General features: G+C 63.7%; 19 protein-coding genes. 17 read left to right on the top strand and 2 right to left on the bottom strand.

Annotation, left to right across the window (positions count from 1 at the left end; genetic code table 11):
- The first annotated feature begins 1 nt into the window (after position 1).
- The gene (locus CK910_RS22100; protein ID WP_253852779.1) at positions 2–922 is read left to right on the top strand and encodes an aldo/keto reductase; all 921 of its coding nucleotides are present in this window, start codon (positions 2–4) and stop codon (positions 920–922) included.
- 165 nt (positions 923–1087) lie between these two features.
- Here CK910_RS22100 and CK910_RS22095 read toward each other — a convergent pair whose 3' ends face one another.
- Positions 1088–1987 (bottom strand): DMT family transporter, encoded by a 900-nt coding sequence (locus CK910_RS22095; protein WP_098984727.1) that lies wholly within the window; start codon positions 1985–1987, stop codon positions 1088–1090.
- A gap of 103 nt (positions 1988–2090) precedes the next feature.
- Between CK910_RS22095 and CK910_RS22090 the strand changes: the two genes are divergently transcribed.
- The gene (locus CK910_RS22090; RefSeq protein WP_098984726.1) at positions 2091–2897 is read left to right on the top strand and encodes an AraC family transcriptional regulator; all 807 of its coding nucleotides are present in this window, start codon (positions 2091–2093) and stop codon (positions 2895–2897) included.
- Positions 2898–2944: 47 nt separating this feature from the next.
- Here the strand turns inward: CK910_RS22090 and exaC are convergent, their stop codons facing one another.
- Positions 2945–4462, bottom strand: a complete 1518-nt coding sequence (gene exaC / locus CK910_RS22085; RefSeq protein ID WP_098984725.1) for an acetaldehyde dehydrogenase ExaC — start codon at positions 4460–4462, stop codon at positions 2945–2947.
- 306 nt (positions 4463–4768) lie between these two features.
- On the opposite strand from exaC, the gene CK910_RS22080 reads away from it, so the two are divergent.
- The 15 genes from CK910_RS22080 (at position 4769) to CK910_RS22015 (ending at position 18703) form a co-directional block, all read left to right on the top strand.
- Positions 4769–6427, top strand: a complete 1659-nt coding sequence (locus CK910_RS22080; RefSeq protein ID WP_098984724.1) for a sigma-54-dependent Fis family transcriptional regulator — start codon at positions 4769–4771, stop codon at positions 6425–6427.
- A gap of 342 nt (positions 6428–6769) precedes the next feature.
- Complete coding sequence (locus CK910_RS22075) at positions 6770–8080, top strand: GGDEF domain-containing protein (RefSeq protein WP_172955398.1); 1311 nt, start codon at positions 6770–6772, stop codon at positions 8078–8080.
- A gap of 136 nt (positions 8081–8216) precedes the next feature.
- Entirely contained in the window at positions 8217–8627 is a 411-nt protein-coding gene (locus CK910_RS22070) for a VOC family protein (RefSeq protein WP_043134567.1), read from the top strand.
- 102 nt (positions 8628–8729) lie between these two features.
- Entirely contained in the window at positions 8730–9419 is a 690-nt protein-coding gene (phoB, locus tag CK910_RS22065) for a phosphate regulon transcriptional regulator PhoB (RefSeq protein WP_043134568.1), read from the top strand.
- Positions 9420–9427: 8 nt separating this feature from the next.
- Positions 9428–10723, top strand: a complete 1296-nt coding sequence (phoR, locus tag CK910_RS22060) for a phosphate regulon sensor histidine kinase PhoR (RefSeq protein ID WP_043554831.1) — start codon at positions 9428–9430, stop codon at positions 10721–10723.
- A 377-nt stretch (positions 10724–11100) separates the two neighbouring features.
- Positions 11101–12075, top strand: a complete 975-nt coding sequence (locus CK910_RS22055; protein ID WP_042867267.1) for a PstS family phosphate ABC transporter substrate-binding protein — start codon at positions 11101–11103, stop codon at positions 12073–12075.
- Positions 12076–12238: 163 nt separating this feature from the next.
- Entirely contained in the window at positions 12239–13045 is an 807-nt protein-coding gene (locus tag CK910_RS22050; RefSeq protein WP_098984723.1) for a M48 family metallopeptidase, read from the top strand.
- Complete coding sequence (locus CK910_RS22045; protein ID WP_098984722.1) at positions 13033–13539, top strand: GNAT family N-acetyltransferase; 507 nt, start codon at positions 13033–13035, stop codon at positions 13537–13539. The genes CK910_RS22050 and CK910_RS22045 overlap by 13 nt, the downstream gene beginning before the upstream one ends.
- Before the next feature lie 110 nt (positions 13540–13649).
- A complete protein-coding gene (locus CK910_RS22040; protein WP_043134576.1) occupies positions 13650–14552 on the top strand; it encodes an ROK family protein in 903 nt (300 codons plus the stop codon).
- A gap of 41 nt (positions 14553–14593) precedes the next feature.
- Positions 14594–15319, top strand: a complete 726-nt coding sequence (locus CK910_RS22035; RefSeq protein WP_098984721.1) for a copper homeostasis protein CutC — start codon at positions 14594–14596, stop codon at positions 15317–15319.
- A gap of 48 nt (positions 15320–15367) precedes the next feature.
- The gene (locus CK910_RS23950) at positions 15368–15472 is read left to right on the top strand and encodes a copper homeostasis protein CutC (protein ID WP_172955397.1); all 105 of its coding nucleotides are present in this window, start codon (positions 15368–15370) and stop codon (positions 15470–15472) included.
- Positions 15473–15653: 181 nt separating this feature from the next.
- Positions 15654–16265, top strand: coding sequence for an FKBP-type peptidyl-prolyl cis-trans isomerase (locus CK910_RS22030; protein WP_043134579.1), 612 nt, complete (start codon positions 15654–15656; stop codon positions 16263–16265).
- A 161-nt stretch (positions 16266–16426) separates the two neighbouring features.
- Positions 16427–17308 (top strand): ABC transporter ATP-binding protein, encoded by an 882-nt coding sequence (locus CK910_RS22025; protein ID WP_043554837.1) that lies wholly within the window; start codon positions 16427–16429, stop codon positions 17306–17308.
- A gap of 70 nt (positions 17309–17378) precedes the next feature.
- Positions 17379–18392, top strand: a complete 1014-nt coding sequence (locus tag CK910_RS22020) for an ABC transporter permease (RefSeq protein ID WP_098984720.1) — start codon at positions 17379–17381, stop codon at positions 18390–18392.
- Positions 18389–18703: a DUF2845 domain-containing protein gene (locus CK910_RS22015; RefSeq protein ID WP_043134583.1), complete on the top strand. Its 315-nt coding sequence runs from the start codon at positions 18389–18391 to the stop codon at positions 18701–18703. Before CK910_RS22020 ends, CK910_RS22015 begins: the two co-directional genes overlap by 4 nt.
- Positions 18704–19137: the final 434 nt, after the last annotated feature.

Genomic DNA, 19137 nt, shown 5'->3' with positions numbered 1-19137 from the left:
CATGAGTGAATTTTATGGCCCGCGGGATGACGAGCAGGCGCTGCGGGTGCTGGCCAGGGCCATCGAGATGGGGATCGATTTTCTCGACACCGCCGACATGTATGGCCCGCACCACAATGAAGCCTTGATCGGCCGCTTCCTGGCGACCCATGGCGCCGGGGTCAAGGTTGCCACCAAGTTCGGCATAGTGCGCCAGAGTGGCGAGTACAGACGCACCCTGGACAACAGCGCCCAGTATGCACGGCAGAGCTGTGAAGCCTCGCTGCGCCGGCTCGGGGTCGAGCAGATAGACCTCTACTATGTGCATCGCATCGACCCGGCGCACCCCATCGAAGAGACGATGGCGGGTCTGGCGCCACTGGTGCAGGAGGGCAAGATTGCCCGTATCGGCCTGTGCGAGGTCAGCGCGGCCACCTTGAGGCGCGCCCATGCCGTGCATCCGGTGGCGGCGGTGCAGACGGAATATTCCCTCTGGACGCGGGATGTCGAAGCCCAGGTGCTGCCGACCTGCCGCGAGCTGGGCATAGGTCTGGTGGCCTATTCCCCCTTGGGGCGGGGCTTTCTGACCGGACGTTTCCAGCAGGATACGGCGTTTGAAGAGGGCGACTTTCGGGCCAGCCTGCCGCGCTTTCAGCAGGAAAACATCGCCACCAACCGCTCGCTGGTGGAGGTGATCATGGCCCTGGCGGCACGTAAGCAGTGCACGACGGCGCAGATCGCCCTGGCCTGGCTGCTGGCGCAAGGGGATGACATAGTGCCCATTCCCGGCACAAGGCGGATCCCCCATCTGCAGGATAACCTGGGCGCCCTGTCGGTGCACCTGGCAACAGAGGATCTGGCCGCGCTGGACAGCGCCATCACGGCCTTGCCGGTGGCGGGGGAGCGCTATACCCGGGAAGGCATGAAGGGGGTGAACGCATGAGCGGGCACAGCCCGATCGGCGTGAATTAGCCTTTGCGCTGCGGGCCCGGCTCGATCCGCCGGTGCCGGGGCAACCGAGCCGGTGGTTTTTAGCGCTAAGATGCAAACAAGAAGGGAGCCTGGGCTCCCTTCTTGTCTTGTGTTGCACACACTTTACCGTGCCGCTTTATGCCTCCTCGGCGAGGGCGGGGCGTACCCTGGGTTTGAACTGGGAGAGCATGACGCCGGTCAGGATCAGGCCGCCGCCGAGCAGGTGATGGCCGTGGATTGGCTCCCCCAGGGTGATGACGGCGATCAGCGCCGTGCACAGCGGCATCAGGTTCATGAACACTGAGGTACGCTCCGCCCCCATGCAGGCGAGGCCGCGCATCCAGCAATAGGCCGCCAGCAGGGAAGAGGCTATGCCGGCAAACAGCACCAGACCCCAGCCCTCGGCGGGGACCGCCAGGGTGTCTGCGCTGAGGGCGACCGGGATCAACAGCAGTACCGCCAGCAGGATCTGCATGTAGAGGTTGAGCCAGGGGCCGAACGGCAGTTGCCAGCGGCGGATCAGCAGGCCATAGAGGGCGTAGCTGGCGGAGCCGAGCAGCATGAGCCCGTCCCCTTGATTGATGCCGTTGTGCAGCAGGGCCAGCGGCTGGCCCTGGCTCAGCAGCCAGAGCACCCCGAACAGCGAGATGCTCATGCCGAGCAGGGCCTGCTTGCCCGGCCGCTGGCCGAAGAAGAGCGCGCTCTGCAGCAGGGTCAGCAACGGGATGAGTGAGCCTATGACCCCCATGTTGGTGGCCGAGGTGGTGTGGGCGGCGTAGTAGGCGAGGCACTGGTAGAGCACCATGCCAAGGGCCGCCAGCACCAGCAGCTTGCCGAGCCAGGGGCGAATTTCGCCACGGCGGCGCCACAGCTGCGGCAGGCAGAAGGGGGTCAGCGCCAGGGCGGCGATCACCCAGCGGTAAAAGGAGATGGCGGCGGGATCCAGCACATCGGCGGCGGCCTTGGACACCACTGTATTGGTGGCCCAGATCAGCACGGCCATCAGCGGGAACATAAGCGGGAAGAAGATACGCATCAAAGGCTCCTTATTATCGAGATGGCCAGTCTACCCTTGTCTTTCTGTTATCAAGTAACGTAAAAATGACAAATTATCCCGTGCAAAGGACAATCCGCCCGTTATGGCCATACGTCACTACCATCCGACGGATCTGCATCTGCCTGAGCCCAACCCCCTCTATCTGCGCTATCAGCAGATCCAGGCCGAGAGCGCCTGTGCGTCCCACAGCCACCCCTGGGGCCAGCTCAGCATGATAAGCCTGGGGGTGTTGGAAATCGTGCTGGAGGATCACCGGCTGGTGGCGCCGGCGGACTACCTCATCTGGGTGCCCGGGAACCTGGAGCACGCCTCCTACAACCAGCAGGCCCTCGACTACACCTCCATCTATGTCAATCACGCCCTGGCGGCCAGATTGCCGGCAGAGCCCTGCCTGCTGCAGATAACGCCGCTCATCCGGGCCATGCTGGCGGATTTTTGCGAGCGCAAGCTGGGCCACATGCAGGATGAGTGGGACGTGCGCCAGGCCGAGCTGCTGGTGGAGAAGCTGACCCGCACCCGCTGCCAGGACAGCTACCTGCCCATGAGCCAGGACAAGCTGCTGGCCCCCATGCTGGCGGCGCTTCACAGCGATCCCGCCGATCCGCGCACCCTGGCCCAGTGGGCCGAACAGTTGCACAGCACGGAGCGCACCCTGGCCCGGCGCTGCGTGCGGGAATTGGGGATGAACTTCGGTCAGTGGCGGGCCCGGCTCAAGCTGCTCAAGGCGCTGGCCTGGCTCAAGGGGGAATTGCCGGTGCAGGAGATTGGCTGGCGGTTGGGCTATGGATCCACCTCGGCCTTCATCGCCATGTTCAATCGTGAACTGGGTTGCTCCCCCCAGCGTTACCGCCAGCAGCTGGGGATCGGCGCCGGGCAGGCAGCGCTCTAGCAATGAAAAGGGCGCCCGCAGGCGCCCTTGTCATGAGAGGTGGAGGCTTAGAAGAAGCCGAGCGGATTGATGTCGTGGCTCACCAGCAGGTTCTTGGTGTTCTGATAGTGGTCCAGCATCATCTTGTGAGTCTCGCGGCCTATGCCTGACTTCTTGTAGCCGCCAAAGGCCGCGTGGGCCGGGTAGGCGTGGTAGCAGTTGACCCAGACCCGGCCGGCCTGGATGCCGCGCCCCATGCGCCAGGCCAGGTTGCTGTCGCGGGTCCACAGGCCCGCCCCCAGCCCGTACTGGGTGTCGTTGGCAATGGCCAGGGCATCCGCCTCGTCCTTGAAGGTGGTGACCCCGAGCGCCGGCCCGAAGATCTCCTCCTGGAATACCCGCATCTTGTTCTGGCCGTGGAAGATGGTGGGCTGGATGTAGAAGCCCCCCTCCAGTCCGCTCACCCTGGCCGGACCGCCGCCGATCAGCATCTTGGCCCCCTCGCCACGGCCTATCTCCATGTAGCTCAGGATCTTGTCGAACTGCTCGCGGGATGCCTGCGCTCCCACCTGGGTGGCGGTGTCGAGGGGGTTGCCCTGCACTATGGTGCGGGCGCGGGCCAGCACCCTGTCCATAAAGTCGTCGTAGATCTTCTCGTGTACCAGCGCGCGGGAGGGGCAGGTGCACACCTCGCCCTGGTTGAAGAAGGTCATCAGCATGCCTTCCACCGCCTTGTCGATGTAGCTGCTCTCATGCTGCATCACATCGGCGAAGTAGATGTTGGGGGACTTGCCGCCCAGCTCCACGGTGGAGGGGATCAGCTTGTCGGCGGCGCAGCGCAGGATATGGGCGCCGACTTCAGTCGAACCGGTAAACGCCAGCTTCTGGATCCTGTCGCTGGTGGCGAGCGCCTGACCCGCCTCGGCGCCGAAACCGTTGACCACGTTGACCACGCCGGGGGGCAGTATGTCCTTGATGAGATCCATCATCAGCATGATGGTGACCGGGGTCTGCTCGGCGGGCTTGAGCACGCTGCAGCAGCCGGCCGCCAGCACAGGGGCCAGCTTCCAGGCCGCCATCAGCAGCGGGAAGTTCCAGGGGATGATCTGGCCGACCACCCCGATGGGCTCCTTGAAGTGGTAGCTGACGGTGTGCTGATCCAGCTCGGCGGCCGAGCCCTCCTGGGCACGGATGCAGCCGGCGAAGTAGCGGAAGTGATCCACCACCAGCGGCAGGTCGGCGGCCAGGGTCTCGCGCACCGCCTTGCCGTTCTCCCAGGTTTCGGCGATGGCGAGCACTTCGATGTTCTGCTCGATGCGATCGGCGATGCGCAGCAGCAGGTTGCTGCGTTCGGTGACGCTGGTCTTGCTCCAGCTGGCGAACGCCTTGTGGGCGGCATCCAGCGCCAGCTCTATGTCGGCGGCGTCGGATCGGGCCACCTCGCAGAACACCTTGCCGTCCACCGGCGAGATGTTCTCGAAATAGCGGCCGGCGCGCGGCGCCACCCAGTCGCCACCGATGAAGTTGTCGTAACGGGGCTTGAAGCTGACCAGGGCACCTGCCTGACCGGGAGCGGTATAAATCATCTCATCATCCTTATGTGTGTGAAGGTCCTGCCCGGCTGCACGCGCTGGCTGGCCGGGGTGGTACGCAGGGGGTATCGCAAGGGCCATGCCAAAGGGTCTGACCAGCGGGCAAAAGGTTACAAAAACGTTACCAAACGGGGTGCAGCAGCGTATCTTGATTAACCAATGACCCCGGCCGTGACGATGACGCTGTGCTGTTTCTGGACAGTGGCCGCAACAGTCGTGCCGTTTGTGAACAGGAGGCGTGATGAGCGAGTTACCCACATTTGCCGGCCCCATGCGTGCCGTTTGTGAACAGGAGGCATGATGAGCGAGTTACCTCAATCCAGTCTCAGCCCCAGTCCGATCCAGCGCTCCTGGCAGCGCTGCCTGCATCAGGGACTGCTCCGCCAGCAGAGCGCCGAGCTGGATCTGCTGCCCCAGGGGGAGCTGTCGGCCCGCCAGGAGCAGCACAGGACGCTGATTGCCTGCTTCCAGCGCTTCGTGCTGCCGCTGTTTGCCCAGCTGCTGGCGGGCAGGCCCTGTCGCCTGCTGCTGTGTGACGGCGAGGGGGCCATACTGGCCGCCAGCGGTGACGACGGCTTCGCTCGCCACGCCGAGCGCATCTTTTTGCGCAGCGGCGCCCGCTGGGGGGAGGCGAGCAAGGGCACCAACGCCATCGGCACAGCGCTGGCCGAGCAGAGCGAGGTGCAGGTGCTGGGGTCCGAGCACTTCTTCGCCCAGCACAGCTTCCTCAGTTGCAGCGCCAGCCCCCTGCTCGGGCCCGACGGGCAATTGCTCGGGGTACTCGACATCTCCACCGATGCGGCCCACCACGACGGCGACATGCTGGGCACTGTGCGGCTGCTGGCCATGACGCTGGAAAACGCGCTGCTGGCGCGCCAACCGGGCTGGCTGGTGGATCTCGATCCCCAGAGTCTCTGGTCCGCCCGTCTGCTGCTGGGGGAGGCGGGCGAGCTGCTCGGTGCCAACCGGGCCGGCCGGCTCTGGCTCGGCCAGCACCCCTTCGATGGCCGGCAGTTGCTGCGTGAATGCCGTGGCCTGCGGCTGGTGCCAGAGCCGGTTGCGGCGCCCCGGCAAATCGAGCAACCAGGGTCGGCACAGGTGCCGCTCAAGATGCTGGAGCGGGGCATCTCGCTGCTCATCGAGGGGGAAACCGGCAGCGGCAAGGAGCACCTGGTGCGCGCCCTGCACCGCCAGTCGAGTCGGCAGGACAAGCCCCTGGTGTGCGTCAACTGCGGTGCCCTGCCGGCCGATCTGGTGGAGGCCGAGCTGTTTGGCTACGTGGGCGGGGCCTTCAGCGGTGCTCGCAGCCAGGGCAGTCAGGGCTATCTGCGCGCCGCCCACGGCGGCATCCTGATGCTGGATGAAATCGGCGAGTTGCCGCTGCTGGCCCAGACCCGGCTGTTGCGGGTGTTGCAGGAGCGCAGCGTGACCCCGGTCGGCAGCCACAGACCCGAGCCTGTTGATTTCTGGCTGGTCAGCGCCAGCCACCGGGATCTGGCGGCCATGGTGCAGGCCGGCACGTTTCGCGAGGATCTTTATTACCGGATCTGCGGCTGGCGTCAGCAGCTGACACCGCTGCGGGCCTGGCCAAGGGGCGAGCGCCTGGGATTGATCCAGCGGCTGCTGGCGGAGATGGACTCGGCGCTGCGCCTGACGGGTGATGCTGAGCAGCAACTGCTGGCTCACCCGCTGCCCGGCAACGTGCGCCAGCTCAAGCAGGCGCTGGAGGTGGCCTGCGTGCTGGCGGAGGGACAGGGCTGGATTGAATCCGCCCACCTGCATCTGCCCGCCGCATCGGCCGCGCCCTCGTCGCAGGCGAGTACCCACACCTTGCGCCAGCAGAACCGGCTGCGGGTGCAGCAGACCCTGGCGGATTGCGGGGGCAACGTGAGCGAGGCGGCGCGCCAGCTCGGCATCAGCCGCACCACCCTCTACCGGACACTGCGCGAGGGACCATGAGGGTGTTGTTGCTCACCATTTCCCTTGTGTAAGATGGGCCCATCAGGGCCCTTTTTATTTATTTCTCGTTATTTTTCCATGGCATGGAGTGCTCTATCCTGTGTTCACATCTGATTGGCAAGCGCGCGTTTCTCCGGGGGGCCGACCTGGCACCTCCCGGTTGACGCAGGACGGCCGCACCCGGGTATCGCGCCTGATCCCGGCGCGAGTCCGGCCCTGTCCGCCGGTATCCGGCTGAGAAAATACCCTATGGCGCCGGTGTCGGCGCGTGTAATAACCAGGGATCCTGGCGCGCCGGATCCCCTGATATAGAGTCAGAGCCCCTAGTCGGGCGGAGCCTATATGACCCCTTCCTATTCTCGTCTGGCCAATGTGCTGTTCTGGGTATTGCTGGGATTGAGCCTGCTGGCGATCCTGCTGTTTGAATTCGGGCCCGATCGGCGGCTGGACATGGTGAGCAATGCCCGCCTGTCCGTCACGGCGCAGGATGACAGGGTCCACGGCGGCCAGTCTGTCACCACACTGCTGTCGGCCGGGGGCGGCTCGGCGCACCATGATGCGGTGGCGGAGAAACCCGCCATCGATTGCCAGCTGCGCGCCGGGTATGCCTTTCCGTTCTGCGAGCTGGTGCTGACCCTGACAGAGCCAGAGCGGGGGATCGATCTCTCCCGCTTCGACTGGGTGCGCATCCGGCTCAGGGTCGAGGGGGAGGGGCCCCAGATCTGGCGGCTCTACCTGCGCAACTATCACCCCGCCTATTCCAGGGCCGGGGATGCGTCGTCCCACAAGTTCAACGAGGTGATCTTCCGCCCCGATGATTACGGCCGGGTGCAGGATGTGCCGCTCAAGGTGTTCACCCCGGCCACCTGGTGGGTGCAGCAGTACAAGATACCGCTGGCGCAACAGGGGCCTGATCTGAGGCATGTCTATGCCGTCGAGCTGGCCTCCGGCATCGGCATGCAGCCCGGCCACTACCGGCTGGTGCTGGAACAGATGGAGTTTCATGGTCGCTGGGTGCAGCCGGGTTCCTTCTATCGTCCCCTGCTGTTGAGCTGGCTGGGCTATTGCCTGTTGCTGTTTCTGGTACAACACCTGCTGATGCGGGATCGATTGCGCAAGGCCCGTGCGGCCAGGCTGGCGGCGGAGGCGCTCAGCCAGAGTCTGAGCGAAAAGACCCGGCGCACCGAGGAGGAGGCCAGGTACGATCCCCTGACCGGCGCCCTCAACCGGCTCGGCGGCAACAAGCTGCTGGCCGAGCTCGGCGAGATGCCGCTCTCTTTCATCTACATCGACATAGACCACTTCAAGCGGGTCAACGATGGCCACGGTCATCCGGTGGGGGACGAGGTGCTCAAGCACATGGTGAGCGAGGTGCTGCGCCACTGCGATAGCCTGTGCCGGCTGGTGCGCTGGGGCGGGGAGGAGTTCGTGCTGGTCTGCCTGCACTACGAGCAGGCCCGCGCAGAGGGGCTGGCAGAGCGGCTGCGAGTTGCCCTGGTGGCCTATCCGCACTGGCCGCTGGCGCTGCCCATCACGGCCTCGTTCGGGGTGGCGGAGCGGCGCGGGGATCCGCTGGAGCAGGCCCTCAAGCGGGCCGACGAGGCGCTCTACCAGGCCAAGAAACGGGGTCGCAACCGGGTCGAGGTGGCCTAGCTCGCAGGCCCGGCCCGGGGCGAAGCACCCGCTCTGCGAGCGGGACCTAGCGGCTGGAACCCAGGTCTTCCTGCCGCTATGATGCGCGCCAGCCGGGGCGTGAGCCCCCTTCATCCATCTGTTGAGGAGTATTTCCATGTCACAACACATAGGCGCCCTGGCCCTGCTGGTGGCCGACTATGACGAGGCCATCACCTTCTTCACCCAGGGGCTGGGTTTTGCGCTGCTGGAAGACACGCCCCTCGACGAGCCGGGCAAACCGGGCAAGCGCTGGGTGCGGGTGGCGCCTGCCGGCGCGCCAGGCTCAGCGCTCTTGCTGGCCCGTGCCGCCACGCCGGAGCAGCAGGCCGCCATCGGTCAGCAGGGGGGCGGCCGGGTCTTTTTGTTCCTCGAGACCGACGACTTCTGGGGGGATTACCAGCGCATGCAGGCGTACGGTGTTCATTTTTGTGAACAGCCACGTAGCGAGCCATACGGCATGGTGGTGGTGTTCGAGGACATCAGTGGCAACCGCTGGGACCTGCTGCAACTCGCTGCTGCCAACTGAATCTGAAAACGTTTATCATCCCGCCTGTCATAAAGTCATAAAAGTGTCACAGAAAGTTCTAATAATTGGCGCACCCATCTTCACACAGGAGAGAGAAGGGATATGGCTAAGCGAATTCTGGTGGTCGAGGACGAAGCACCGATCCGCGAAATGCTCTGCTTCGTGCTCGAGCAAAAGGGATATGAGACGGTTGAAGCTGAAGATTACGCCGATGGACTGGCGAAGGTGCGCGAGCCTTACCCCGAACTCATCGTGCTGGACTGGATGATGCCCGGTGGCAGTGGCATCCAGTTCATCAAGCAACTCAAGCAGGATGAGGTGACCCGCCAGATCCCGGTGGTGATGCTGACCGCCCGCGGCGAGGAGGAGGACAAGGTGCGTGGTCTGGAGGCGGGTGCCGATGACTACATCACCAAGCCTTTCTCCCCCAAGGAGCTGACCGCCCGCCTGCACGCCGTGATGCGCCGCGTCTCCCCCACCTCGGTGGACGAGGTGATCGAGGTGCAGGGGCTCAAGCTGGATCCGGTTTCCCACAGAGTCAGCGCCGAGGACAAGGCGCTGGACATGGGGCCGACCGAGTTCAAGCTGCTGCACTTCTTCATGACCCACCCCGAGCGGGTCTACAGCCGCGAGCAGCTGCTCAACAATGTCTGGGGTACCAATGTGTACGTCGAGGACAGAACCGTGGATGTGCATATTCGTCGCTTGCGCAAGGCCATTGAAGAGACGGGTCACGATCGATTGATTCAGACGGTGCGCGGCGCAGGCTATCGCTTCTCAACCCGTCTGTAGAGGACGTTATGTTGCAACCTTACGCCTGGCGGCGACAGTTGTGGCGGATGGCGTTTTTTTATACGCCCTTCGTCTTGGTCGGCTGGTTGACGAATACCCTCACTCTTTGCCTGCTGGTGGCGACCGTGCTGCATCTGGGCTGGCACTATCGCTTCCAGAAGCGGCTGTCGGACTGGCTGTGGCACGATCGCAGCCTGGTGCCCCCCAATGGCAGCGGCAGCTGGGAGTACATCTTCAACGGCATCTACAAGTTGCAGCAGCGTCACCGGGCCCGCCGCCGCGAGCTGGCGGGCCTCATCCGCCGCTTTCGGGAAGGGGCAGAGGCCCTGCCCGATGCCGCCGTGGTGTTTCGCACCGATGGCAGCATCCTCTGGTGCAACCGGCTGGCGGAGCAGTTGCTCGGTTTTCGCTGGCCGGAAGACGCCGGTCAGCACATAGGCAACCTGATCCGCAATCCCGCCTTCGGCGCCTATCTGAACAAGGGGCAGTATGACGAACCGTTCGAGATGACCTCGCCCATCAACGAGGAGAAGTTTCTCGAGTTTCGCATCATGCCCTACGCCGAGGATCAGGCCATGCTGGTGGTGCGGGACGTCACTCGGCTGCGCAGCCTGGAGAAGACCCGCAAGCACTTCGTCTCCAACGTTTCCCACGAACTGCGCACGCCGCTCACAGTGCTCAAGGGCTATCTGGAGATGACCGAAGAGCCGCCGCCCCCCGCCCTGTGGGCCAAGGCGCACAGGGTGATGATGGAGCAGACCATCCGCATGGACAATCTGGTCAATCAGCTGCTCACCCTGTCGCGGATTGAGGCGGCTCCCTCGGTGGATCTATCCCACCTGGTGGATATGCCCGCCATGCTGGGGCTGCTGGAGCAGGAGGCGCGGGCGCTGTCGGGGGAGCGGGCGCACCAGATCGAGTTCAGCGTGCAACCCAATCTGTTCGTGCGCGGGGATCAGGATCAGCTGCGCAGCGCCGTCTCCAACCTGGTCTACAACGCCATTCACTACACCCCGGCGGAGCGCAAGATCAGTGTGGAGTGGCGCAAGCAGGGGGCCATGGCGTTGTTTGTGGTACAGGATGAGGGGGAGGGGATCCCGCCCGAGCATCTGGCGCGGCTCACCGAGCGCTTCTATCGGGTGGACAGGGCCCGCTCGCGCCACACGGGTGGCTCCGGGCTGGGGCTCGCCATCGTCAAGCACGCCTTGAGTCATCACGATGCCCAGCTCGATATCGAGAGCCGGGTCGGCCTCGGCAGCCGTTTCAGCTTCCTCATTCCGGCCCGCATGGTGGTGTTGAAATAGTCTTTTTCAGCAATGGGTTAGCAGTGCAGAGAGGGCGGCGACAGCGGCCCTCTTTTCATTTGCTCAAAAGCTTCGCCATGTCATTAAAGTGTCACATTAAATCCATAAATTTGTCACTGCCAGGTCAGATACTGGCGCCGTCTTGAGAACGGACCTGTCGCCGACTTGGCGCAGGCAGAGTACGAAATGCGACCAGCCGATCGCTATGCTCGGGATGCTACCACTTTCGGCCTCAGATTGACGATTGCCTTCTGTCACCGCTGGACGTGGGGAAGAGGGCATGAAATGACACTCAGCGAATCGCTCGGCGTGACCGACGGTGCGCCAAGTTAACCCGTGTTTTGATGGACTGCGTTCTGCAACCTTGGAGAGATTGGATGAAACTCAACAAACTGGCTGGTGTAATCGGATTCACCGCAGCTACCCTGTTTTCCGTCAGCACCCTGGCTGCCGGTGTGGATAAAAACCTGCCGGATTACACTCCGACCAGCGGCATCTCGGGCAACCTGTCCTCTGTCGGCTCGGACACCCTGGCCAACATGATGACCCTGTGGGCCGAAGAATTTAAGCGCATGTACCCCAACGTCAACGTGCAGATCCAGGCCGCCGGCTCCTCTACCGCCCCGACCGCACTGACCGAAGGTGTCGCCCAGTTTGGCCCCATGAGCCGTGCCATGAAGTCCGGCGAGGAAGAGGCGTTCGAGAAGCGCTACGGCTACAAGCCGACCGCCATCCGCGTCGCGGTCGATGCCCTGGCCGTGTTCGTCAACAAGGACAACCCCATCAAGGGGCTGACCATGCCGCAACTGGATGCCATCTTCTCCAGCACCCTCAAGTGCGGCGAAGCCAAGGCAGCCACCAAGTGGGCTGATCTGGGTCTGGACGGCAACTGGTCCTCCAAGGATCTGCAGCTGTTCGGTCGCAACTCAGTGTCCGGTACCTACGGTTACTTCAAGGAACACGCCCTGTGCAACGGTGACTTCAAGAGCGGCGTGAACGAGCAGCCGGGTTCTGCCTCCGTGGTGCAATCCGTCTCCTCTTCCCTGAACGGCATCGGCTACTCGGGCATCGGTTATGTCACCTCAGGTGTGCGCGCCGTACCGCTCTCCAAGGATGGCAAGACCTTCATCGAAGCGAACGCCGACAACGCCATCACCGGCAAGTACCCGCTGTCGCGCTTCCTGTACGTTTACGTGAACAAGCACCCGAACAAGCCGCTCTCCCCGATGGAGCAAGAGTTCCTGAAGATGGTGCTCTCCAAGGCGGGCCAGAACATAGTCGCCAAAGATGGCTACGTACCTGTGCCGGCCAAGGTGGTCGAAGCCGACCTGAAGAAACTGGGCATAATGTAAGCCGGTTTCCTCTGCAACACGGGCCCCGCGGGGCCCGTTTTCTTTTTGAGTGGATCCACAATGACGACATGTGACCGCTTTCGCCGAACAGCGTGATCTGTCGACTTGCGCCGGACGCCCGCATTTCCGAAAATAGGGCATCTTTATGGTGAAGGACACCTCCATGACATCTCCCCTGTTCAAGCTCGGCCTGGCGGCACTCTGTTCCACCCTGCTGGCCAGCTGTGCCCAGTCTCCTACCGGCCGCAGCCAGATGCTGCTGTTCTCGCCCCAGCAGATGAGCCAGCTGGGGGCCGACTCCTTCGAGCAGATGAAGAAGCAGGAGAAGGTGAGCAAGGATGCCAGGATCAATGCCTATGTCTCCTGTGTCGCCAAGGCGGTGACTGCCCAGGTGCCGAGCCAGTACGGCATCACCAGTTGGGAGGTGGTGGTGTTTGACTCCAAGCAGGTCAACGCCTTCGCCCTGCCCGGCGGCAAGATCGGGGTCTACAGCGGCCTGCTCAAGGTCGCCAAGAATCAGGATCAGCTCGCCACCGTCATAGGCCACGAGCTGACCCACGTGCTGGCCCAGCACTCCAACGAACGACTCTCCCGCAGCCAGCTGACCGGTCTCGGTCTGGCGGCGGCCGACATCGCCATGGGCAGCAGCGAGTATCGCGGCGCCACCATGGCGGCGCTGGGGCTCGGGGTCGAGGTGGGGGTCATGCTGCCCTATGGCCGCGAGCAGGAGAGCGAAGCGGACCGCCTCGGTCTGGATCTGATGGCCCGCGCCGGCTTCAATCCCGCCGAGGCCGTTCCCCTGTGGCAGAACATGAGTGCCGCCGCCGGTGGCAAGGCGCCGCCGCAACTGCTCTCCACCCACCCCAGCAACGAAAACCGGATCGCCGAGCTGCAGGCCCAGCAGGCTGAAGCTATGCCGCTCTACGAACAGGCCCGTGCCTCCGGTCTGGTGCCCCAATGCAAGGCATGAGCCTGCGCATGGCGCGGCCCGATGACGCCCCTGCCATGACGGTGATGCAGCGGGCCAGCTGGCTCGCGGCCTATGGCGAGGTGCTCGGTGCCGACATGCTGGCCCAGCTTTCGGTGACCGAGCACCTGCAGATCTGGCAGAGCCGGCTCGCCGAATCCGGCCCCAGGCCCATGCTGCTCTGCCAGGACGAGGTGGTCATAGGCCTGCTCTACTGGCAGCTCGTGCTGGATGGCACAGAGCCGAACGCCCTGATCCGCGCCTTTTACCTGCATCCCGATCACTGGCGCCAGGGCCATGGCAAGCGGCTGTGGCAGGCGGTGGCCATGCAGATGCGGCGCGCCGGCTGCGACAGCGTCAGATTGTGGCTGCTCGATGGCAACCGGATCGGCGAGGGGTTTTACCTGAGGCGCGGCTTCGTCTTCGACGGTCAGGCGCGCACCCTGATGAGCCTTGGCCAGGCTTGCCTGCAACGGCAAATGTTCCGTTTGCTTTGATCTCTCTCCCATTTTTCGCCCCCGGTCACTTTATTTTTTTTGCGAATTAATACAATGTGCTGCTCTGGACAGGCTGAGGTGAGGTGACTCACCGACAAGGGAGTGTGGGCATGTATTACGGCTTTGATATTGGTGGCACCAAGATAGCGTTCGCCGTGTATGACGGCGCCTTGAACCTCTGCCATGAGGAGCGCATGAGCACGCCCGGCAACGATTACGAGGGGCTGCAGCAGCTCATCCGTGCCCGGGTCGAGCAGGCGGACGCCCGCTTCGGCGCGAGAGGCGCTGTGGGCATCGGCTTCCCCGGCATCCTCAATCGGCACGATCACAGCATAGTGGCGGCGAACCTGCCCTCCATCAATGGCCGCCATCTGGGCGCCGATCTGGCCGAGCTGCTGGGTCGCCCGGTCAAGGTGGACAACGATGCCAACTGCTTCCTCTGGTCGGAAGTGCACCAGGGCGCGGCGGCCGGGGCCGACAGCGCGCTGGGGGTCACCATAGGCACCGGCATCGGCGGCGCCGTCTATCTGGCGGGCAAGCTGATCCAGGGCCGCAACTGGCTGGCGGGGGAGATAGGTCACTATCCGCTGCCGGCCACCATGCTGATGAAGTATCCCGACCTGCCTCGTCCCCGTTGTGGCTGCGGTCGCCTGGTCTGTTTTGAAACCTATGCGTCCGGCACCGGACTGGAGCGGCTCTATCACCATTTTCATGGCCAGCGTGCCAGCGGCCACCAGATAGTGGGGCGCTTCGAGGCCCATGAGCCCCATGCGGTGGCCACGGTCGATTGCTGGCTCGAGATCATGGCCGCAGGGCTCGCGACCGCCATCTCCGTGGTTGATCCCGAGGTGGTGGTGCTGGGAGGCGGCCTGAGCGGCCTGCCTGCCCTGTACCAACAGCTGCCGCTGCGCCTGCCCGGCCATCTGCTGCCCGGTGTCGCCCTGCCCGAGATCCGCCAGGCCCGCTTCGGTGGCGCCGGCGGCGTGCGCGGCGCGGCCTTGCTCAATTTATGAGATCAGATGTGCTGTCTGATCTCTCCAATAAAGGAGTCATCATGACCCGTCTTGAAATTTGTATCGACAACCTGGAATCCCTGTTCACCGCCCAGCAAGCCGGCGCGGATCGCATCGAGCTCTGCTCTGCGCTGGGGCTGGGTGGCCTGACCCCCTCTTATGGCTTCATGCAGCTGGCCGCGCGCCACGCCAGCGTCCCCGTCTACGCCATGATCCGCCCCCGTGCCGGGGATTTTTGCTTCAGCGCCGCCGAGTTTGAACTGATGCTGCTGGATATCGCCGCCGCCCGCGCCGCCGGGTTGCAGGGGGTGGTGATCGGCCTGCTGGATCAAGAGGGGCGGGTGCCCGCCGACCCGCTGCGCCAGCTGGTGGAAGCGGCCGGGCCGCTCGGCGTCACCTTCCATCGCGCCATTGACCTCTCTTCCGACTGGCGGCTGGATCTGGAGACCATAGTCGCGGCCGGCTGCGAGCGCATCCTGAGCTCGGGTCATGCGCCGACCGCGCTGGCGGGGCTGGAGACACTGCAGGCGATGCAGCAGGCTCTGGCGGGCCGTGCCAGCCTGATGCCGGGCGCCGGGGTCAATGCCGACAACGTGCGCACCATACTGGAGTTCACCGGGGTGAGCGAGGTGCACATGTCCGGCATGGGCTGGCGTGGTGGCATGGTGCCCCATGGCGTCAACATGGGCACCTCGGACGATGGTCGCGTCAATATCACCGACGGCGCCAAGGTGGCGGCGGTGCGAGCTCTGCTGGATCGCTCCTGAGCAAGGGAAGCGGTGCGGCGGCATGGTGTCTCTCCATACGGGGTCAAGATGGGCATCTCGGACGATGGTCGCGTCAATATCACCGACGGCGCCAAGGTGGCCGCGGTGCGGGCCCTGCTGGATCGCGCTGATGCCACAGCAATTGAGGTTTGAGTCCAGAGGTTCAGCGCGCCATTGTGCCTGACAGGATCGCCGCCGATGGGCGGCGATCCTGCTCTTCTTGTGTGAAGTTCCTCCCACGGGCGGGGAAATCAGGGTCGCCGCCGGCAGCACCTCGCCAAAAAGTCTGATATCATCCCGCCTCTTTATTACTTGGATCTGGAGCAACATCTCAATGTCCCAATACGACTCTATCGAACAGAAGGCCAGCTATGGCATCGGCCGCAACATGGGTGATCAGCTGGCGCAGCAAGCCTTCGCCGGTCTGGATATCCCGGCCCTGCAACAAGGTCTGGCAGATGCCCTGAATGGTCTGGAGTTCGCGGTCAGCCGTGACGATATCAATGATGCCTTCCAGGTGATCACAGCTCGCATGCAGGAAGAGCAGGAAGCCGTTGCCAAGGCTGCCGCCGCCGATGGCGAAACCTTCCTGGCCGACAACGCCAAGCGCGCCGACGTCAAGGTGACCGATTCCGGTCTGCAATACGAAGTCATGGTAGAAGGCAATGGCGCCGTGCCGGTGGCCGGTCAGTCCGTGCGCGTGCACTACCACGGTACCTTCACCCACGGTGGCGTGTTCGACAGCTCGGTCGCCCGTGGCGAGCCGGCCGAATTCCCGGTGACTGGCGTCATCGCCGGTTGGGTTGAAGCGCTGCAGCTGATGCCGGTTGGTTCCAAATGGAAGCTCTACATTCCGCAGGATCTGGCCTATGGTGCCCGTGGTGCCGGTTCCATCCCGCCCTACTCAGCGCTGGTATTCGAAGTGGAGCTGCTGGACATCCTGTGATCCGGCTGGCTTGACCACGCAAAGTAAACGGCGACCCCAGGGTCGCCGTTTCTGTTTGAGGCGCCCCCGTCTGGCGGGCCCTCGTCGATAGACAATGTGCCTTTGCGGGGGATTTGGATATAGTCAGGGCTTGGCGTTCCCGGTCACTCTGGAAAACACGCATGGCAGCCATCATAGAAGTCATTGACCTCATCAAGCACTTTCCCGGCGTCAAGGCGGTGGACGGGCTCAGCTTCGCCATTCCCGCCGGTTGCTGTTTCGGCCTGCTCGGCCCGAACGGAGCAGGCAAGACCACCACCATAGAGCTGCTGGAGGGGATCCTGACCCCGGACCGCGGCCAGATCCTGTTTCACGGCGCCCCCCGTGGCCCCGATTACCGCTCCCGCATCGGTATCCAGTTTCAGCACACGGCGCTGCAGGATTTTCTGACGGTGCGCGATACCCTGCGCCTGTTTGCCAGCCTCTATCCCAATCCCTTGCCCCAGGCGCAGCTCATCGAACTGTGCGCCCTTGGCGAGTTCATCGACAGAGACAGCCGCAAGCTCTCCGGCGGCCAGCGTCAGCGCCTGCTGCTGGCGCTGGCCCTGCTCGGCGACCCCGAGCTGCTGTTTCTGGATGAGCCCACTACTGGGCTGGATCCCCAGGCGCGCCACCATTTCTGGCAGCGCATCGAGGCGATCAAGGCCCAGGGCAAGACGGTGGTGCTCACCACCCACTACATGGACGAGGCGCAGCAGCTGTGCGATCGCATCGCCATCGTCGATCACGGCCATCTGCTCAGTCTGGATACCCCGGCCGCCCTGCTGGCCCACCACTTCGATGGCGTGCTGGTGCGTCTGCCGGATCATCCGGTCCTCGCCAGCCTGGGCTATCCGCTCTTGCCTCACGGCGATCAGGTTGAGCTGACTTGCCCAGATGTGGCGCTCCTGTTGCCGCAACTGCTGAATCTGGGGGTGCCGCTGACCGGCATGCAGGTGCGATCCCCCAACCTGGAAGATCTCTTCTTGCACCTGACTGGCCATAGCCTGAGGAGTGGCGCATGAACGCAGTCATGACGTGCCGTGTCGAGGCGCGCTGCTATCCGCGTGCCTTGCGGTGGCCGGGGAGCGGAACATGAAGGGGGCCATCAAGCGGATCGGTGCGCTCTTTTATGCCCGCAACCTGGAGTTTGTGCGCGACAGGGCGGCCCTGGTGTGGAACCTGGCCTTCCCGCTGCTGCTGGTGGTAGGTTTTTCCCTCATCTTCTCCGGCCCGCCCAAGCCGCTGGTGCAGATGGGCGTGGTAGGTGAACTGCCCGTGACCTATGCCCCCCTGAAGGCCATTCCGCTGCTCAAGCTCATCCCCTATGACGACGAGCGCAAGGGTCAGCTCAAGGTGCGCCATCATCAGCTGGATCTGCTGCTCTCGCCCGGATCGGACCGTTACTGGGTCAACCCGGACGCCGGTCAGGGCGCCATGGCCGAATACCTGTTGCGCCAGGCGATCTCCCGGCCGCTGGTGAAGGAGACCCTGAGCGGGCAGGCGATCCGCTACGGGGACTGGCTGCTGCCCGGGGTGATCGGCATGAACCTGATGTTTTCCGGCCTGTTCGGCGTCGGCTTCGTCATAGTCCGCTATCGCAAGAACGGTGTGCTCAAGCGGCTGAGGGCCACGCCGCTCTCTGCCGCCGAGTTTCTCTGCGCCCAGTTGCTGTCGCGTATTGTGATCACCCTGGTGGTGAGCCTGCTGGTGTTTCTGGTAGCGTACTGGCTGCTTGGCGTGCCCCTGCTCGGCTCCGGCTGGTTGCTGCTGCTGATCGCCCTGGCGGGCGGGGCGGCCATGGCGTCGCTGGGCTTGCTCATCGCCGCCCGCATCCAGAACGAGGAGCTGGCGAGCGGCCTGCTCAACGTCATCAGCATGCCCATGATGTTCCTCTCCGGGGTCTGGTTCTCGCTGGAAGGGGCGCCGGTCTGGCTGCAACAGCTGGCGGCCTGGCTGCCACTCAGCCAGATCATCACGGCGGCCCGCGCCGTCATGCTGGAGGGCGCCGGCTGGGCCGAGGTGGCCGCGCCGCTGGGCTGGATCCTGTTGTTTACCCTCTGTTGTCTCACCCTGGGCAGTGCCCTGTTTAAATGGAATAGCCAATGAAGCGACATCTGAATCTGGGGGCCGTCCTGGCCCTGCTGTTACTGAGCATACCGGCCAGCGCCGATGCGATGCGCTGCAAGAATGCCCTCATCACCGAAGGGGACAGTACTGCCGAGATGCTGCTCAAGTGTGGTGAGCCCATGCTGCGCGAGGAGCTCAGCCGCAACGAGGAGAACCAGTTTGGCAATCTGGTACAGGTCAAATATGGCGAGCGCTGGACCTACAACTTCGGCAAGAACGAGTTCATGCGCTTCGTCACGGTGCGCAACGGCATCGTCACCGATATCGAGAATGGCCCGCGCGGCGAATGAATCCGCTTGTCCCCTCAGGTTTTCACCCCTTGTTCGACCGGTCAGAGGCGCTTCGATGAAGGGGTCTGGCCGTGATGCCAGTGCCAGGATCGGGCTGTCCAGGAGCGGGCAGCCCGATCAAAACCCGATATTAATGAAATAGTTAACAACCAATACGCTGCCCCATGCTTGTGCAGGCCCATTTTGCCTAAAAAATAATCCACCCGGTATGGGCGGGTCATTTCAGTATGCTATTTTGTCGATAAGGGTCTATTTTTTATTCATAAGGTGTATATCGACCCATTCAAACATTTTGTGCTGCTGCACCAGAAACGGGCTTGGTTGCACCGATTGACAGGTTTTTGGCTGGCTGGATAAGCTGCGAAAAAGCAGGAAAAGCTGTGGCATCTTGCAGGGTTTGGGTGCCAATTTGAATCAAACCACAGGGAAGAGTG

This window comes from Aeromonas sp. CA23, assembly GCF_002587065.1.
Taxonomy (GTDB): Bacteria; Pseudomonadota; Gammaproteobacteria; order Enterobacterales; family Aeromonadaceae; genus Aeromonas; species Aeromonas bestiarum.
This window is presented reverse-complemented; position numbering and strand designations above follow the sequence as displayed.

Excerpts from the sequence above, each read along its gene's own strand:
- phoR (WP_043554831.1), top strand. The coding sequence starts at position 9,428 with ATGTTGCAACCTTACGCCTGGCGGCGACAGTTGTGGCGGATGGCGTTT.
- CK910_RS22090 (WP_098984726.1), top strand. The coding sequence starts at position 2,091 with ATGGCCATACGTCACTACCATCCGACGGATCTGCATCTGCCTGAGCCC.
- CK910_RS22035 (WP_098984721.1), top strand. The coding sequence starts at position 14,594 with ATGACCCGTCTTGAAATTTGTATCGACAACCTGGAATCCCTGTTCACC.
- CK910_RS22025 (WP_043554837.1), top strand. The coding sequence starts at position 16,427 with ATGGCAGCCATCATAGAAGTCATTGACCTCATCAAGCACTTTCCCGGC.
- exaC (WP_098984725.1), bottom strand. The coding sequence starts at position 4,462 with ATGATTTATACCGCTCCCGGTCAGGCAGGTGCCCTGGTCAGCTTCAAG.
- CK910_RS22080 (WP_098984724.1), top strand. The coding sequence starts at position 4,769 with ATGAGCGAGTTACCTCAATCCAGTCTCAGCCCCAGTCCGATCCAGCGC.
- CK910_RS22030 (WP_043134579.1), top strand. The coding sequence starts at position 15,654 with ATGTCCCAATACGACTCTATCGAACAGAAGGCCAGCTATGGCATCGGC.
- phoB (WP_043134568.1), top strand. The coding sequence starts at position 8,730 with ATGGCTAAGCGAATTCTGGTGGTCGAGGACGAAGCACCGATCCGCGAA.
- CK910_RS22075 (WP_172955398.1), top strand. The coding sequence starts at position 6,770 with ATGACCCCTTCCTATTCTCGTCTGGCCAATGTGCTGTTCTGGGTATTG.
- CK910_RS22070 (WP_043134567.1), top strand. The coding sequence starts at position 8,217 with ATGTCACAACACATAGGCGCCCTGGCCCTGCTGGTGGCCGACTATGAC.
- CK910_RS22050 (WP_098984723.1), top strand. The coding sequence starts at position 12,239 with ATGACATCTCCCCTGTTCAAGCTCGGCCTGGCGGCACTCTGTTCCACC.
- CK910_RS22045 (WP_098984722.1), top strand. The coding sequence starts at position 13,033 with ATGCAAGGCATGAGCCTGCGCATGGCGCGGCCCGATGACGCCCCTGCC.
- CK910_RS23950 (WP_172955397.1), top strand. The coding sequence starts at position 15,368 with ATGGGCATCTCGGACGATGGTCGCGTCAATATCACCGACGGCGCCAAG.
- CK910_RS22055 (WP_042867267.1), top strand. The coding sequence starts at position 11,101 with ATGAAACTCAACAAACTGGCTGGTGTAATCGGATTCACCGCAGCTACC.
- CK910_RS22100 (WP_253852779.1), top strand. The coding sequence starts at position 2 with ATGAGTGAATTTTATGGCCCGCGGGATGACGAGCAGGCGCTGCGGGTG.
- CK910_RS22020 (WP_098984720.1), top strand. The coding sequence starts at position 17,379 with ATGAAGGGGGCCATCAAGCGGATCGGTGCGCTCTTTTATGCCCGCAAC.
- CK910_RS22095 (WP_098984727.1), bottom strand. The coding sequence starts at position 1,987 with ATGCGTATCTTCTTCCCGCTTATGTTCCCGCTGATGGCCGTGCTGATC.
- CK910_RS22040 (WP_043134576.1), top strand. The coding sequence starts at position 13,650 with ATGTATTACGGCTTTGATATTGGTGGCACCAAGATAGCGTTCGCCGTG.
- CK910_RS22015 (WP_043134583.1), top strand. The coding sequence starts at position 18,389 with ATGAAGCGACATCTGAATCTGGGGGCCGTCCTGGCCCTGCTGTTACTG.